At 38.2% G+C, this 16,704-nt stretch carries 13 protein-coding genes; 10 read left to right on the top strand and 3 right to left on the bottom strand.

What is annotated here, in order from left to right; genetic code table 11:
* Positions 1–6 precede the first annotated feature (6 nt).
* The 5 genes from PING_RS15995 to PING_RS15975 are packed head-to-tail and all read left to right on the top strand — an operon-like array spanning position 7 to position 6,240.
* Positions 7–2,007, top strand: a complete 2,001-nt coding sequence (locus PING_RS15995) for a hypothetical protein (protein ID WP_157035388.1) — start codon at positions 7–9, stop codon at positions 2,005–2,007.
* Positions 2,007–3,479, top strand: a complete 1,473-nt coding sequence (locus PING_RS15990; protein WP_011771358.1) for a TniB family NTP-binding protein — start codon at positions 2,007–2,009, stop codon at positions 3,477–3,479. Before PING_RS15995 ends, PING_RS15990 begins: the two co-directional genes overlap by 1 nt.
* A 5-nt stretch (positions 3,480–3,484) precedes the next feature.
* Entirely contained in the window at positions 3,485–4,378 is an 894-nt protein-coding gene (locus tag PING_RS15985; protein WP_198134714.1) for a TniQ family protein, read from the top strand.
* On the top strand, positions 4,375–5,982 hold the full coding sequence (locus PING_RS15980) for a TnsD family Tn7-like transposition protein (RefSeq protein ID WP_011771356.1): 1,608 nt from the start codon (positions 4,375–4,377) through the stop codon (positions 5,980–5,982). The genes PING_RS15985 and PING_RS15980 overlap by 4 nt, the downstream gene beginning before the upstream one ends.
* A 21-nt stretch (positions 5,983–6,003) precedes the next feature.
* Positions 6,004–6,240, top strand: coding sequence for an MbcA/ParS/Xre antitoxin family protein (locus tag PING_RS15975; protein WP_041766613.1), 237 nt, complete (start codon positions 6,004–6,006; stop codon positions 6,238–6,240).
* Positions 6,241–6,281: 41 nt separating this feature from the next.
* On the opposite strand, the gene PING_RS15970 is transcribed toward PING_RS15975, so the two are convergent.
* Both PING_RS15970 and PING_RS15965 read right to left on the bottom strand, forming a co-directional pair.
* Positions 6,282–6,755 carry a hypothetical protein gene (locus tag PING_RS15970; protein ID WP_041766610.1) on the bottom strand — a complete coding sequence of 158 codons (474 nt, stop codon included), beginning with the start codon at positions 6,753–6,755 and terminating at the stop codon, positions 6,282–6,284.
* A gap of 84 nt (positions 6,756–6,839) precedes the next feature.
* Positions 6,840–7,139 carry a hypothetical protein gene (locus tag PING_RS15965; protein WP_011771355.1) on the bottom strand — a complete coding sequence of 100 codons (300 nt, stop codon included), beginning with the start codon at positions 7,137–7,139 and terminating at the stop codon, positions 6,840–6,842.
* A 366-nt stretch (positions 7,140–7,505) separates the two neighbouring features.
* Here PING_RS15965 and PING_RS20735 point away from each other — a divergent pair, with 366 nt between their 5' ends.
* Positions 7,506–7,655: a hypothetical protein gene (locus PING_RS20735; protein WP_157035387.1), complete on the top strand. Its 150-nt coding sequence runs from the start codon at positions 7,506–7,508 to the stop codon at positions 7,653–7,655.
* A gap of 89 nt (positions 7,656–7,744) precedes the next feature.
* Entirely contained in the window at positions 7,745–8,956 is a 1,212-nt protein-coding gene (locus PING_RS15960) for a GIY-YIG nuclease family protein (RefSeq protein WP_041766608.1), read from the top strand.
* 123 nt (positions 8,957–9,079) lie between these two features.
* On the opposite strand, the gene PING_RS15955 is transcribed toward PING_RS15960, so the two are convergent.
* A complete protein-coding gene (locus PING_RS15955) occupies positions 9,080–9,403 on the bottom strand; it encodes a hypothetical protein (protein WP_011771353.1) in 324 nt (107 codons plus the stop codon).
* Positions 9,404–9,840: 437 nt separating this feature from the next.
* Between PING_RS15955 and PING_RS15950 the strand changes: the two genes are divergently transcribed.
* From PING_RS15950 to PING_RS15940, 3 genes are all read left to right on the top strand, one after another.
* Positions 9,841–9,990: a hypothetical protein gene (locus PING_RS15950; RefSeq protein WP_041766606.1), complete on the top strand. Its 150-nt coding sequence runs from the start codon at positions 9,841–9,843 to the stop codon at positions 9,988–9,990.
* Between the two features lie 173 nt (positions 9,991–10,163).
* Positions 10,164–11,096: a hypothetical protein gene (locus PING_RS15945; RefSeq protein WP_011771352.1), complete on the top strand. Its 933-nt coding sequence runs from the start codon at positions 10,164–10,166 to the stop codon at positions 11,094–11,096.
* A gap of 1,476 nt (positions 11,097–12,572) precedes the next feature.
* A complete protein-coding gene (locus PING_RS15940; RefSeq protein WP_011771351.1) occupies positions 12,573–15,869 on the top strand; it encodes a tetratricopeptide repeat protein in 3,297 nt (1,098 codons plus the stop codon).
* The last annotated feature ends 835 nt before the right edge of the window (positions 15,870–16,704 follow it).

Here is a 16,704-nt window from a genome sequence, read left to right as displayed (position 1 = left end):
AAGGAGGTGTTAGCGCAGTTAGAAACTGAGCAGATTCTTTTATTTGAGATGGATTGGCCCAAAGAAGCGTTGCAGGACATTGATAGTCAACCAGAGTGGAGGCGGGAAAAATGTATCGCGCGCTATGCACTGATTGGACCGTTAGTAGATGACTTAGAAAATGTACTAAGGAATGATTATGGTCAGGGGTGTTTTCAAAGCATTATTAAAGAAACAGGTAAGAGTAAGCAGACCGTCTATGATTGCTTTTACGCATTTTTGCGCATGGGAAGACGTAAATCGGGTCTTTCTTTTCCGATCGGAAAAAATTCAAATCACATTCCCAAGCAAAGAAAGCAGTATGTTAAGCCAGGTCGTCCAAGTAGAGGAATCGCCAGAGGTAAGTTATTAAATGAAAGAGATTTCGATATTTTTAAAAAAGGTTTGCGCTGGTACGGACAGAGGAATGGCCCATCTATACTCTACGTTTATAACAAGATTTTGCGAAAACATTACCATAAATCACGTGTAAAGAATGACTTTCTGACAGCAGAAAAAACAGGGGAGCGCTTTAAAGTCGTGCTGCTTCCTCCTGATGAAATACCGTCTTATAACCAGTTTTATTACTGGTTGGTAAAACAGTTTGGCGGCAACCTACCTAAACGAGACAAAAGTCGCCAAAACGCCATTGAAAATAAAAAAGACAACGCGGGCAGAACGGGAAATGCATATATGCATGTTATCGGTCCAGGGCAAGTTTTCGAACTGGATGAAACCCCTTTTACAGAGGAACTGGTATCGGTTTTTGACCCTTCTCGGTCAACAAAAATCGGCAAAGGGACACTCTATTTCATCATCGATGTGTTCACAAAGCTAATTGTCGGCCTGTTTATTACCACCGAAAATCCATCCTATAACACGGTAAAGCAAGCCATTTTTAATGCAGGCCGAGACAAGCAAGGATGGTTTGATGAACTGGGGTTTAACTTTAATGCTAAATACTGGCCTCAGTCTGGGGTACCAACAATTATTTTTGTGGATAAAGCGGAATTTCATAATAAAGTTTCCGAGGGACCTATTGCAGACCTGCCTGTGGTGTTGAAGTTTTCCCGTTCGGGACGCGGTGATGACAAACCAAATATTGAGCAGTTATTTCATATTTTTCTACGTTATTTTATGGGAGTAAGTCAGGGGAATCAAACAAAGTCTCAGCAAGATATTGCACGGCAAGTTGCACGTAAAAATGCGTGTTTAACTATTCCTGAACTTTATCAAATTGCGATTGTTTACGTGCTTTATCACAACAATAATCGAAAATTACCAAAATATCCTTTAGAGCGTGAAATGGTGCGTGACAAGGTACCTGCTATTCCAGTCAAACTGTGGGAATGGGGGATGAAAAATAGACCCGGTTATTTGATTAATGTCCCCGAGGATGAGCTTTATATGAAATTACTCGCCAAGGGTGAAATGACTGTTCATAAGTATGGTTTGTTCTTGAAGGATAAGGGACTTTTGTATAACTGTGACTGGACCTTAGCCTCGGGTATACAGGAACGTAAGCTTAAAAATCAAAGGTGTCTAACGCTTGCATGTCGTTATAACGCGGAGCTTGTTGATATTATCTTAATTTGTACCGATGACGGCCTTAAGCTCGCCACGCTGGATCACAAAGATAACCGTTTTGCAGGGCTCTCTTTCGCCCAAGTCGCACAACAAAAAGATAAAGAATTCAAAGAAGATGCGTTAGCTGCGGAGGAAGAGATTCAATATCTACTCGGAGTTGATGAATTTATAGAGCAGAAACTGTTACAAGCAAATAAAGAAAAAGTGTCGGGTTCTGTTCCTAATATCTCCAAGATTAAAGACAACCGAAAATTTGAGGCATTGCTTAATCGACACCAAGATATGCACCGTTTTCTGCAAGTCACACAACAGCAGGTTTTACCCCAGATAAAAAATCCCCCTTATGATCAAGATGTTTCTGAACACAAGGGATACGCAGAATTTGATGAGGATGATGAATAATGGCTATTAAGAATAAAAAATTACCAGTGACAATAACCCCCGCGCAATACCGCGATACGGAAGTTGAAGCATATAAAAACAACCCATTGATACTTGGGTTACCCAATAGAGTCGATCCAAAGCGATTTAGGCAAGTGTTAAGTCAAAGAGTTCCTTCTCCTGAATTCAGCCATCTTTTGGATTCTGACCGGGTTGAAGTGATAAAGCAATTGCGTAAAACCCGTATTATTACGACTGAACATTTAGATTTGTATAACGAATTGTATGATGCGCTTAGTCATGGCTATGTTGATCGGAATCCCAGCAGGCCGGAGGTAGTCGCATGGAGCTATGATATAGCCGACAATACTATTCCATTAGAGAATATAGAAAGGCCTTATTTAGATGCAATATCGGCTCAAACAACGGCTGATGCTATATTTGTAACAGGGTTCACTGGTAATGGTAAATCAACCATTAATAATCTCATTATGACGGCGCTCTTTCCAATGGTTATTGAACATCACTGGGAGGGGTTTAATGAGCCTCAGATTGTGTTTATTAAGGTAGACATGCCCCATAACGGCAGTCGTGCGGTCCTTATTGAACGAATATTACAAGAGGTTGATAGAGCGTTAGCGGAGACAAGCTTTGGCAAAACAAATTATGCTGCGACTTGTAAAACTAAGGGTGGAAAATATACAGATATCTCCAGTATGGAAGGGGTCTTATTAACAGTATTAAATCGCCATCATGTTGGACTGCTTATTATTGATGAATTTCAAAACCTACAAGTCGCCTCTGTTAGGTTTAGAAACGAAATGCTGCAATTTTTCGACACCTTAATTAATCAGCTCGCGGTGCCAAATATTAAAATAGGTACACCCGACACCATATTGTTATTCGACTCCCAAGGCCGCCACAAGCGGCGAATTGGAATGGTGCTTGAACTTATGCGCTTTGAAGGCGAAAAGGATTGGGACCGCGCGATGAAAGCTATTTTCGGCTTTCAGCCTATTGATAAGCCTATTAAACGCAATGAAAATATTGAAGCGCTTCTCCACGATTTAAGCGCAGGAGTCCCCTCTATATTAATGGCATTATGGGAGGGCTGCCTGATTGAAGCTGTACGCTCTGGTTGTGAAACAGTTACTCAAGCGCTAATTAAGCGTGTTTTTAAAAAGCGTTTCCCGCTTATGCGCTCTGTAACTCGTAATATTAACAAAGGTACTAAAGGTCGGCATTCTGATTTATTGACAGTGCAACAATATTTAGACGCAGGCAATCGCACGCTTGCCTTAAAACATTTGAACCACTTTGCTGTGAACGTTCAAGGGCCGGCGGCACAAGCGGTTAAGCAAGATATTGATGCGCTTATCGAACAGCAAGAGTTCTCGCTAGCTCAATTGAAAAAATTGGATGCCATCAAATTAGGGTTAAAAAAGAATGCTACCGGTCATCGAGAGCCGCAAACCTTAGAGCACAATGAATGATGCGAATGCCTGATTTGATGTGCGATGAGCATCTTTATAGCGGCTTTATTCGAGGTCGATTTTTAAGTGGGCAGATGCATTTAAGTGTTAAGCGATTTTTTGATTTGAATAATATTAAATATCATTTGTTACGCTCACAGGTTCCTCTTTGCTCAAATTTGCGCAGTGTGGTTGAGGCGATGGCATCTGAAAAAACAGAGCAGTTTGCGTTGCGTTTAGCACACACTCCGTTTGCTCCTTGGTTACTAAGTTCTGAAGATGGAATGTTACCTGAAGATCTGACTGCTGCGGGGAATCGGAATAACCTAGAAGAAAATCCGTATTCGGTAGATAGGCGATGGAAGTTTTGCCCTGAGTGCGCAATAGGTGAACGGAAGCGCTTGGGGTTTTCTTTCTGGCATGCAAGCCATCAGCTACTTGGAGCTAGAATATGCCCAACCCACCAAGTAGCTCTGCACAGCCACGATGAGCTGCGCTATTTAAATTTCACCCTGCCATACCATTGGCTAGGTAAATCGGAGGCCTTGAGCTGCACTGCGTGGCAATTGGAATGGCAGGCATTTATCTATGCAGTATCAAGCGCCATTGAGGCCGATATTGAGTGGGCAACGCGCGTTAAAATAGCGATTAGAGAGGAACTCAATATTACTGATGGGGTCAAACAAAGCGATAAAGTGACGTTTGATAAGCTATTTGAAATAATGAAAAGTGATTTGGGGCAAGACTGCCTGGTTGGTCTTTTCACCGCTTTTGCCCCTCACCGGAAAATTCGGACAAATATTTTATGGGTTACGTTATCTGGCCATAGTCAGGCAAAAGGACTACGTCATCCCTTATATTGGTTAGTTATTATCTTTTGGTTGCGTGATAAATTGCCTGAATGTAGTGAGTTGCTATGAAATCACTCGAACCGCTTGCTCATGAAAGTATTTATAGCTGGGTGGTTCGCTATCATCTTCAAATAGGCGTTGGGCATGAAAAAAACACTTACCGACAGCTTTTTAATTATGAAAAAATACGTATTCATCCTTATCTGCCAAATCATGTTCAGTGCCTAGATAAGCTCGGTGGTAATACGGCTGATGTCTGGCTTGAAGATCATACGTTATATCCACTATTTAAGTTTTTTGGCCATGATCTTAATAACAAGCTCAAGCAGGCGATGCTGACACACACCGGGAATACAGTCTCTGCGGCAAATATTGCCCAGTCTAGACTGTGTTTCGAATATGGTCATAAGTATTGTCCTGTATGCCTCAAAGAACATTTAGAGCAGACTGGCATACCACGCTATGACATTCGCTATCAAATCCCTGGGATGACTGTCTGCCCCAGACATAATTGCGAACTTAACATAATAAAATGTGGCGATATTGGTCTGGATAGGCGGCTCACGTTTCCTAAATCATTTGCCGTGATACCAACATTCAATCCGCTTTTAATAATCTTCGCACAATTTTGCATGGATGTATTCGCCATAACAAAGCAACTTCCGTGTGATCCTTTGTTATTGCATCGTCTGTATTGGCATCATCTTGAAAAGCGAAATTTAGTCACTTTAGGCAAACAGTTAAGAATGAGCCTATTGGTGCTAGAGCTTGATAATTTCTATCAAGGTTTTGCATTTACCGCCGGATTAGAGTCATTAAGTTCATTTCATTTTTTAGGTCCATTACTCCGCTATAGGGCTCATAAACCCAGTCATCCTATAAAGCATTTAATATTTGCATTTTGGTTATTCGATAAAGACGCTTCACTTTTTCAATCTGAGCAAGATAGTCAGCCACAGCAGGTTGAGTGCAGCGAGCAAATACAGGCTAAACCAGATGAAACAGGTATTATCGCCATGCTCAGAAAAGGTCTCAGCATGGCCCATATAGAAAAAATAACGGGGAAAAGTCGCTGCTATATTCGTCGGTTGTCAGAGATTAATGGGATTGAGCATAAATCAAATCTGCAAGCGTTCTCAAATCGTATTAGGGTTATGGTTATTTTAAAAGCAAAGCTTGGTTGGCATAGAAAGGCTATTGCAGAAGCGTTAAATGTAGGTTTAGGTTACGTAGAACAAGTGATATCCAATACAAAAAATCTCGTCTTATGGCGCAAGAAACTCCATGAGTTAAAAAATATAAATGCAGCTTTAAAGGAGCTGAGAAGGGCGAAAGTATTGCACCCGAGTTGGCTCCGCAAAGATTTCAAAGCTCAGCATAACAAAGCCTTTTTTTACCTTTACCGCCATGACCGAGAACTCCTTGAGTCCACTCTCCCTGTAAAGACAAAGCCTCATGTGCTGCGGCATGATTGGTCTATGGAGGACGAAAGGCTTTCTCAAGCAATTTCCAACTTAGCGCCGGATGATAATATGTCGCTCACGGCAATTGCTCAACTGGTTCATGACAGGGGGCACTTGAAAAGAAAGCTTGATCATCTCCCTAAAACCAAAGCGTTGTTGATTGAATTGGGGAAAGTGGCTAAGCCCCCCCAAAAAAACACCAGTAGATGAATTCTAAAGTGAGGGGATCTTATGGGATGTAGTGACGAAATATTCGACTTTCTTTTAAAACAGCATAGTGAAAAAGAAGTTGAACCGTTTATTTTATGCATCGCTGTATATGCCGATCCGCATTTCGCGAATATAGAAACCTTTGAGTCTTGGTGGAATATTGAAAATTTAGCGTTAGGTGGGAAAAAGCCAAAGGCGCTAGCTCAAACAAAAAGTGGCATAGAGCAAGTATTGCAATACCTCGTGCAGCTCGAATGACAAGCCAGTTAGATCGCCTTTATCAGTTTGTAAAATCGGTGTTATAATAAATTATTGCTTAAATCTACTAGATAGTTAGCTCGATCAAAATCATATTTATAATCACAATGGCATTCACAATGGCATTCACAATGGCATTCACAATTACATCTGCAATATACTTGAATACGTTCCAATGATTCTGGGCTTTTATTCAATTCTATATTTGTTTCTTCCACTACATTGAGTATATCTAAATTAGAATTCCGTGCTTTACGAATCAAATGACATTTTATTATCTGAGATTCCTCCTCGGAAAGATCAGAACAAACTACCGAGTTTTTAGAGCGTCCGTTATGTTTAAGAGTTGCTTCGATTAAACGCCATGATTTTCCATTCCTTTTAAGTCTCCTTACCCAGTTCAGACTTGCAGTTGGAGTTCCTGGAGGCTCTTTCTTAGCTGAATAGAAAATAGATCCATCTGGAAACTCAGATTTAAAAACTGAGTTCTCATGTTGATGTTCAATTTTAGACATTTTAGTTCCTTTTTCTTAGATAAGATTGACTGAAGATTGGTTATGTATGCTTTATAATATGCAGTACATTACTTTTCTGTGTATCTATATCTTCTGGTTTGATTTTTTAAGAACTATACGACGATTAAGAACACGGTAACTTTTAGATCTCATTTTATCTGCTATTTCGTGAAGATCATCTACATGCGAAACTTTTCCTGTATCGAAAGTAAAGTCATCTTGAGCTGCCATCGCATTTAATTCTTCTTGCATGTCAGGTTTGCGATTCCATGTCTGGATATCGCGCTTAAATCCCGCAATAGTCATTCCTTCAAAGCTTACATGAGTGCTAATAAAGCAGGTTTTAGTTGTTGCTGACTGTAAAACCCAAACGTTGTATTCCATCGCATACCTCTTTTATAGTTCTTATGATTCTTATGGTTCTTATGGTTCTTATGTTTCTTATGGTAGTTTTAGTTTTGTTTTTTTTCAAGTATTTAATTACCGAAAAATGAATAATTTTATGTTGCAGATATTTTTAACAGCCAATTTATGCTGCTTATGACACTCTCCATACACATAATTAGTGCTCATGTTAAATGAGCAAGTTTGCTGGTGGAAATGATGCTTAGGCGGGGATGTGAGACGTTAGTTGTTATTTTTGACGGTTATTAGTTCTAAACCCCATCTGTTATCCCTTGAAAGTTTACTACAGTATTAGGGGATGATTGGTCACGAAAGTGGTCTTTTTAGTTTGAGGGGGATTTAGCGGTGAAAGCGGTGTTTGATTATCTCGATTCATCTTTGCCAATGCTGCAACGAATGTATCAAAAAAGGGCTAAAGGCTATGCCGCTATGGGATATACCATTACAGAAAAAGCTGATGAATTATTGCAAGCTAATTTGGAATTAGGCTCCTAGAAATAGGGAAACTAAATTATTTCTCACAAATACAACTCCAGTATGCTATGTCATATTGATATTAAGAACAATTAATCAAGGTGTCTCATTTGGAATACGTATACCAATTTTGGAAAGGTAATGAAGTGATTTATGTAGGAATTACTAACAACATGAAAAGTAGAATTCAATCACATATTAGCAACTATGAGTGGGCCTCTACGGAAGCTAAAATAACTTACTGCAAAATGCCTAATCGCAAGGTTTCAAAAATATATGAAACCTATTTAATTAACACACTTGCCCCTCAATATAATAAATCTGAAAACGATGCTGATGATATGAGCTTGTTATCCTTTGATGATTCAAATATTGAGTGGCTAAAATATAATTTTATTGATGAGAAGAAAAGCATTCAACGAGCTAAAAATACTCAAAAAACACCTAAGAAGAAAAAGAAAGAAAATTTACCAACCATTGATTATTTTTACGATTTTATAAGAAGAAATAAGAACAATATTATTGAGTTATTTTATGATAAATATCAGGGGTTAAGCATTTCTATAATAGTGGCCGTTTCAAAAGAAGAAATGGACATGTTGTTTTCATCATCGCGAAATGCTGCGCCAGAAAGTTCATGGGCCACCCTCTCCTCGATGTCTTTTAGAATAGATGCTTCAGGCCAACCAAAAACCACAATACATTTTGTCTCTGCGATAGAAGATAATGTTGAATTTCAACCTTTCTTTAAAAAACTATTTTCACTTCTAGAGGCCGATATTAGTAAATTAGATAAAAATGAAGGCGTAAAAAAAGACCTTCAACGTATCCAAGAAATAAATGAGTATTTCGAAGGTTGGCTTTCAAAAAAACATCCATTAATTGTACTGGACATGATTAACGACAAAAAAAGTAGCATAGCAATCAAGGGAGTCATTAATGGCTTAAATAAAGTATATAATGCTGGGTGTGGATACTATACATTGATTTATAAAAGAAAAAAAAGAAGACTCTATTACGATACTTTTGATGTCGATTCTAATGATCTAAATGGTTTTTCTTCCGTCCAAGAAAAAAAAGAATGGCTAACAAAATATGCCTGGTTTAAAAACGAAAATGATGGATTGGCTATGGCTTTTTCTTCAGAAACCCAATTTTACTACCTTTTGTTTCTAATACAGAAATTTGAGATAGCCTTTACTATTGATGAATATGAAGATGAAGTTGTCTCCTCTATACGAAAAAACAACTTTGGCGAATGGACCTTAGCCGAACTAAAAAAGGTAGATACTATCAATAAGGCTAGCATTCGTATCGAGTAAGTGCATCGCAGATCCTGTAAATAATTCTGTGTAACAGCATTTTAAAACGTATTTTTTAAGATGGTCTTCAAATGTTTTTATAAAACGATTCAAGGCCGTTTTTCACGACTCCTACTTAACTCATTATAATTGATCAACAATTAATGGAATTAAATCAAAATGGAGTTCAACACAAGGTTTATCCCCGTACTTAGTTGAGCTATTTCGGTCTCTAACTAATCTTTTATCAGCAGATAGTTTGCTTGGTATCCATCCCCCATCCTTTCTAACTATATAGCCGTGCTTTTCTAGAAATTTATTAACTTTAATTGCACTAAGCTTTGTAGTGAACTCTTTGCCTAAATCTGCTGCATTAAACCACTCCTTATGTTTTTTAAGCCACTCTTGGTAAAGGGATTCAGGCTCTGTATCAGTATCACCAAAAGACGCAGACTTTCCTGAAAGCAACTCCCAAACCTGATCATCATTTGCAACTAATATAATCCATACTCATTTTTGCCAATATATGTATGCTCACTTTTTTCAATAAGTTGTTGAACATACCCTTCAATATCTTCAATTAACTCAGATGTACATCTATGCTGCAAATACCGCTGTATTTTAGACCAATGTAATTTAAATATATCTGTTGATTTATCATATCCAGATATTATTCTTTCCCTATCAGTGAATATAGATAGTTATATTACTTAACATTATAATATTCATGCTATTTTAACTGTAATATTGCGATAGTCATTGAGAATCAGATGCTATTTACACACTATAATTCACTCGTTCACCAACATTCACTTAAGTTCAGTAAACGTTCACCATCCGTTCACTAGAGCTTAATCTAATTGTTTTTTATACTTTCCACTCATTAATTAAAAAGGAAAGTAGTTATGTCCAACAACAATCATAAAACAAATCAAGCCAATAAAAACACTGGAACGTCAGGTACTAATAAGGAATACCAGAAGGTACTAGATAACCGCAGTGGACAGTTAAATCCAAATAATTCGAAATACCCAAGTAACAAGAAGGATAAATAATTATGTCAGATGAAGAACTAGACCTTTGGTCTGATATCAATAACCCTAACAATGAAAGTGATATGGACGATTGGGCTGATGGGCATAATCCGAATAATGATGATTATTTAGATTGAAATAAAAATCATGTGCCAGATGGCCGAACACTGGCACATTCAATTAAGTAGATATTTATGAAAAAAGAAACCTCTTCAAAATATAAGTATACAAAGCAAATACTAAAGTTAGCCCACCAAGATGGTATGAGCTACGCAGATATTGCAGTGAAAGCGGGAATATCTGCGAACAGTAAAAACCAAGTTAATAAATGGATTACGGGTAAATCCCTTGCGACTCAAAGACAAATGCAATTTTTCATAAATGCTTATAGTTCAGCTCTTAAGCGGAAAATGGAACATCTTTTTTATAGTAATATAAATAGAATTGAGATCACAGAAAAGCTGCTTACTACCATAAAACATCTTCAGATAGATGCTGAAATTAACATACCTAGCGACATCTCCGATAAAAATAGCTCTCTTAAAAAATGCAATTTAGCAATTCTGACAACCGAACAAAAAGATTATTTACTTAACGGAATCCTTCCTAATGAATTATCCCGAAGAATTTCAGATTCGATTATTCAAGCTATAAAAAGTAATGAAATTAGCCGTTCTAGCAGTGGCCTACAGTTCCGCCCAAATTTTTTCAAATTAAATGGAGAAGTTGTCTTCAAACATACAATCTATTTACGAGAAACAATTAGCCATAACAAAACACCTAAAATTGCTCATAAACGTCTTTTATTATTACAAGCTGATAATTTATTTCACCTGATTTATCAAGACCGAATCGAAGGCTTCAAAAATCAACCAATATGTTCTTCAAATGAAGATTCTATGTGGGATAGCTCAGCAACAACTTTCATCGAATTAAATTATGTTTTGCAATTAATTGATCAATTTACAACTACCTTACTAATTGAGGAATATAGGCGATATTTAGGTGATTCAATCACAATACCATTCATTGCTAGACAAGCGTTGTTAAAGCAAGGCTTCCCTATTCCAGATGTTATTGACCTATCTGCTAAAAGTGAGATAATCAAAGAACCCCAAAAGGGCTAGAAGCTCCTTAAGCTTCTCATCGAGTTGGATACACAACTCATTATAAATGTTTATCCTGAAATGGAGCACCGCAATAATAAAACCTACTATGTACGTTTATTGCTGTGTACAGGCATTTGGAGATACAGTCATTTTGCTTTTAAGCTAGGTGAAAGGTACGCTAAGTAGCTGAACTAAGTGATTGTTGACACGGGTAAGGGTGGGTACGAAACCGAGCCATTTTTTAATAGAAATCGCTCGGTTTCACTTTTATCACACGAGCTTCAATCTACCTGTTTCTTTGGTAGCTTTCACATAATGTCGATTAACTCTTTTCAATTTCAGCTCTTCAGGAAAAGGTTCTGTTATATCAAAACGAAACTCTTTTAGGAGGATATCCCTATGCTTCTTAATGGTTGATTTTGACTATCAAAATGGAACTCCCCAGAAGTAATCATGTGCAGTGTTTTTGTATGTGTGCTTTAAGCTAGATCTATTTATACGATACATAGGATGGCTATCTGAATATGGTTTTACGTTGGGATCATCTACCCATTTGAGTTCGGTAACAATGTGGAGTTTGTAAACGTTTCTTTGTTTATTCTTGTTCAACCATAAATCGAAAAACTCAATGGCTCCTTGCTTGGTAATAAACTAAGCAGCATTCTGGTATTTACAATGTCTCCATTCTTAGAAATAAATTGCCCTTCACAAAAAAATGCCATGGATATTGATCACCTATATCACTATTATAAACACCACAATAATAAAATTTTTTCTGTACTTCCATGTCACCCTCTTCGATATAACTGCAATCTTTGTAATATATAAACAGGATAAATTAATGCAAGAAAAGCCTATGGTAACTACGCCAACGGTCTATTTTGAAATTTCATTTAGCTTATCCAGTTTAACAAAGTGTGAAAACCCTCTCAAAGCCTTCTTTAGACTCAGCTGGAGCTATAGGGCTTTTATCTGCAAAGTAATGTGTTCCCTCGGCCCTCCAATTAATAAAATATTACACTAGAACAATATGTGGGACGAATACAAAGTCAGTTTGAGGGGAAAGACTATGCCGCTATGGGGTATACCATCACAGAAAAAGCTGATGAATTATTACAGGCTAATTTGGACTTGGATACATACACCTAGAGTATGAGTGCCTAAATAAAAAGGGTTAATTTCTGTTGTAAATAAGTCTGCTAGTGGCAACTAAATCGGAAAATCTACGCTCGCTTCAGGAAAAGCATGTTAATTAAGCCAGCCCGCAATCGCTTTATAAACTGCAAATTTGTGGCTAAATATACTTGGACACTCCACTTGCTTGTACCAATACTGCTCACTCAAAAATACTGGGTTTGGAATTCCTAGCACCTTACAAGCCAATCATTTTTTATATGACTCTTTTTAACTAATTGTTTTATCAAGTAAAACTATTAAAAAACTATATATAAATGTTAGTATATTTTTCCACAGTTATTCATCAAGGATTGATAAATGCCTAATCTAAAGCTAGCTAATAATTACCAAGCAGATCTCGTTAAGTCTCAAAATACCCCACTGCTTATTGAACTAAACAAAAACGATATCAGTAATTTTGATAATCAACTCGACAACAGCATAAAAGCCAAATTCCCTTTTCTTGTGGCACAAAAAATCTATGATGATGAATTAAGTAATAATACAACAAATATCATTGCCATTGATTGTGATAGTTATCAGCAAGATGCTCGATTTTATCTGTTAGAAGCACTACTAGACCAACTTAGCCTTGAACTAAAAGACATTAAAAACATTATCACATTAAAAGAAGTACTCAAAACGGGCGCATCGGTTGCCACCGGGGGATTACTTACCGAGTTTGTTGGTACCTATCTTGATAAAGGTGTGGATTATGTTTTTGAGGAAGTCGGTGATTATTTCTCTAAACTATTGGTGGATACTGTGACTGAGAACATTAATGTATCCAATTTAGTTATAGGTAGCATAGAAGGTTTTATTCAAGAGACAACAGGTGACTCACTGGGGGATTTTATTGGTAACACAAGTGATCACCAATTACAGTTATCAGCAACAGCAAAAACAGAATTAAACACCTTATCAAAGGCGTTTGCTGAAAGTGCGAAGCACGATGTTTTTCAACTAACCTTTAAAATATTATTAGCCATTAGCCTTGATTCGCCCAAGCTTATCTATATCAACAATCCGCATAAATTGGACAATAATTCCTTAGCAATACTCTCATTATTGCTTTCTTATGCAAAACACCAAAAAGATGCCGATAAACATGTGGGACTTTCAGTCGTTTATACCTATAACGATCAAACCTTTCAGCCCTATTGTGAAGTCGCCGATGACCTAAAGCAAAAACAAAGATTACTTGATGACCAGCGTCGTTTTTCACAACGCTACGCGATGCTTGAACGTCCAAGCAGTGACATTCCCAAAGTGGCGGTGAAATCCTCTTTGTTTGTGGGACGAACCAACGAACTAGCTCAGTTACAAGCAAATTTTGAGCAGTGTGATGGATTAACAGTATCAGTGGTATCGGGTGAACCAGGTATCGGTAAAACGGCATTGGTTAACAAACACCTTGAGCAGATAGAAGAAAGTAAAATGATAAGGCTGACACTGTTGAATGAAGTAGGTCATAGCTCATCAAATACCGGGCTAAGCTCCTTAGAAAAAAGTATTTTAGAGGAGGCCACTCGCTTAGAGTTGTTAAAAGGCTGGCGAGACAAAGGCGTTGGTTTTTTTAAAGCTCTTGCAACAAAAGACAATGCCGTCAAAGCAATCGGCACTATTTTTAATGGCGCAGAGAAAGCCCTAAACATAGCGATGACAGGACATGAACGTTTAATGGTCGACAGCAATATAGACTCCATGAAGCGAGGTGGCGTTGGAGACTTAGATAACAAAAAAAGCAACCAAAAAGAGCAGCAGTTTAACAACCTAGATAAAGCAATTAACACGTTACTACCACTGAGTGATCAAAACCTGCCATTAGTGCTCTTTATTGATGATTGTCAGTGGATAGATAATAGCGCATGCGAATATATCCTGACCTGCTTAGCAAAAAAAGTGCAGTTGTATATTGTCAGCACCATTCGCCCTAGTGATGCTGCCACCCTCTTAAAACAGCTTTTAGAAAACCCAGCATTGCACGAATATAGCATCGCATTATTAAAAGCGATTGAAACAAATGGACATCAAGCAATAACCACTACAATAGACACTTCATTCCTTACACACTCTACCATTAACCTAACAGGCTTTGATAAAAAAGCACTTAACGAGCTCATTTCACAGGTAATCAAAGGTAAAACTGCACAACTTGATGCACTAACCAATACAATTTTTAGTGAAATTGCAGGACACGATGCAATGGCGATAAATACCCTGTTTGCCATTGAAAGCATTAACATGCTCTGTGATGACAAGCTATATAGTGAGAATGAAACTACTCGGCTTATTGTTGATAATCCATTACGTATCAATAGTGAAATAACGGATGTAAGCGAGGCTATTAAAGAGACCTTTGCCATCCTGCAAAGTAAATACAAAGATTCACTCAGTCATTATGAAAAATCAGCTGGCCAAGATAGCTTTAATTTAATGGCCTATGCGGTATTAGAAGAACGACTGCATCTATTGAAATTATACTTTGGAGGGCATGGTAATGCGGCGTTAAATACCCTGCTGTTTTCATCATTATTAGGCGCACCTTTCTCATCAACTATTGTAACAAAAGTGCTGGAAGCATTAGCAGAAACAGAAGAACCATTGCTTGACCCACTGAAAGCCCATATCAATCAAAGCCAACAGGAAGTTGGCTTAACATCTGAGCATTACGCCATTATTGATGAGGTTTATGAAATATTAAGTCGCTATACACCTAATGACGATAAATACAAATACCGGCATGCGTTACTACATATCTTCCTCGATAAGCAGCTTGAGCATTTGTTAGATACTTTACTAACAGAGAAAACAACGCAAGCAAAAGAGCAGATGCTTGAATTAATGCTGGAAGTCATTAACCAAGAAGAAAAACAGCAACGCTTTTATGATAAACCAGAGCAAAGCCTGAATACCACTGATTACGAGTTGATGTTGTTTTTTAAAAATGCACAGCAAAACATCCTCAGAAAAGGGTTTGAAATTAATGCTGACACGTGGGCAGAGCGTTACACCGCTAGCCTAAAGGAGTCGATGGGCCTCACCAAAGGCTTATACCGACAAAATCCAGTGGTGTGGGCTGAGCGTTATAGCTCTAGCCTAAGCAACTTGGCAATGAGTTATAAAGACAACAACCAGCTGCCCCAGGCCATTACACTTCAAGAGGAATTGCTGTGCATCACAAAAGCTTTGTACCAGAACAATGCAACGGTGTGGGCTGAGCGTTATACAATAAGAAGAAACAACCTGGCAATGAGCTATAAAAACAACAACCAGCAGCCTCAGGCCATTGCACTTCAAGATGATGAGTTGCTTAGCACCGCCAAAGCCTTGCCCCTGCAAAATCCCACGGTCTGTGCTACAGCTTACACCTCTGGCCTAAACAACTCGGCAGTGAGCTATAAAAAGAACAACCAGCTGCCCCAGGCTATTACACTTGAAGAGGAATCGCTGAGCATCACAAAAGCCTTGTTCCAACAAAATCCAAAGGTGTGGGTAGCAGATTACACCACTAGCCTAAACAACTTGGCAATGAGCTATAAAAACAACAACCAGCTGCCCCAGGCTATTGCACTTGAAGAGGAATCGCTGAGTATCACCAAAGCCTTGCGCTAAAAAAATCAACTGCCCGAGTCATTGTAGTGGCTCGAAATTTATTTAGCCCAAAGTATAGCTCTGCTTGTACGCCTGACTGTAGGGGTAGTTTGTCTGCCGCTGTATAAGCACCTTGAAAGGGGGATATGTTTAGAGCTAAGATCTAATTTTTGCTCTATCAGTAGTGAATTGAATAGGATGCATTACCTATACGATAGCAAATTCCCAATATGATAAATTGTGGACTTGCTATCTAACATATTACAACATTTCAGTTTATTGGCAGCAGCTCTGGTAGTGAAGACTTAAGCTTTCATTATTCTTGCTTTTCCCGTTTGCGAGCGTTGTTGGAGTAACGGAAAAATAGGGTGGCACCCTGTAAATACCCCTATATAGATCAAATCTCAGTAGAGTGTCCTCGGTTGTACAGTTCAGATTGTAATCGCTAAAAGTTGACGATACTGGCAGCAAGCCGCAGATGGCTGTTTCTGTTATTAATTACCGAGCGGAATAGGTGGAGGTAATTGAGGTTAGCAAAATGGGGGAATCGACTATTAACAGTTAAATCATTCGCTTATAATTGTCTTCGTTCGAGTTTCATCAAACTGTTGATTTTGGAGTTGATTGAGTATGGCTTCGTGGGCATACTTTGTCTTCGTTTAAATTTTACGGTTACATTAATCCGATGATATCCAGAAAAATTATACTGATAGCACTTTGGTGCTCGAAATCCCGACGTGTTACTACACTAACCCTCCTCGCGATGCTAACGCTATGTGGGCCATCCGCCATCGCAGGTGATGGACCATGGCCGTCGTTTACAGCGACGACGCTTAGCGGTGAAAAAGTTCACAGT

This window comes from Psychromonas ingrahamii 37, assembly GCF_000015285.1.
Lineage (GTDB): Bacteria > Pseudomonadota > Gammaproteobacteria > Enterobacterales > Psychromonadaceae > Psychromonas > Psychromonas ingrahamii.
The sequence above is the reverse complement of the archived record's forward strand: the minus strand, read 5'-3'. Positions and strand labels throughout refer to the sequence as shown.

What these genes read in the sequence shown, in the direction of transcription:
- PING_RS15990 (WP_011771358.1), top strand. Translation starts at nt 2,007, where the DNA reads ATGGCTATTAAGAATAAAAAATTACCAGTGACAATAACCCCCGCGCAA.
- PING_RS15965 (WP_011771355.1), bottom strand. Translation starts at nt 7,139, where the DNA reads ATGGAATACAACGTTTGGGTTTTACAGTCAGCAACAACTAAAACCTGC.
- PING_RS15940 (WP_011771351.1), top strand. Translation starts at nt 12,573, where the DNA reads ATGCCTAATCTAAAGCTAGCTAATAATTACCAAGCAGATCTCGTTAAG.
- PING_RS15970 (WP_041766610.1), bottom strand. Translation starts at nt 6,755, where the DNA reads ATGTCTAAAATTGAACATCAACATGAGAACTCAGTTTTTAAATCTGAG.
- PING_RS15950 (WP_041766606.1), top strand. Translation starts at nt 9,841, where the DNA reads ATGTCCAACAACAATCATAAAACAAATCAAGCCAATAAAAACACTGGA.
- PING_RS15945 (WP_011771352.1), top strand. Translation starts at nt 10,164, where the DNA reads ATGAAAAAAGAAACCTCTTCAAAATATAAGTATACAAAGCAAATACTA.
- PING_RS15985 (WP_198134714.1), top strand. Translation starts at nt 3,485, where the DNA reads ATGCCTGATTTGATGTGCGATGAGCATCTTTATAGCGGCTTTATTCGA.
- PING_RS15975 (WP_041766613.1), top strand. Translation starts at nt 6,004, where the DNA reads ATGGGATGTAGTGACGAAATATTCGACTTTCTTTTAAAACAGCATAGT.
- PING_RS15980 (WP_011771356.1), top strand. Translation starts at nt 4,375, where the DNA reads ATGAAATCACTCGAACCGCTTGCTCATGAAAGTATTTATAGCTGGGTG.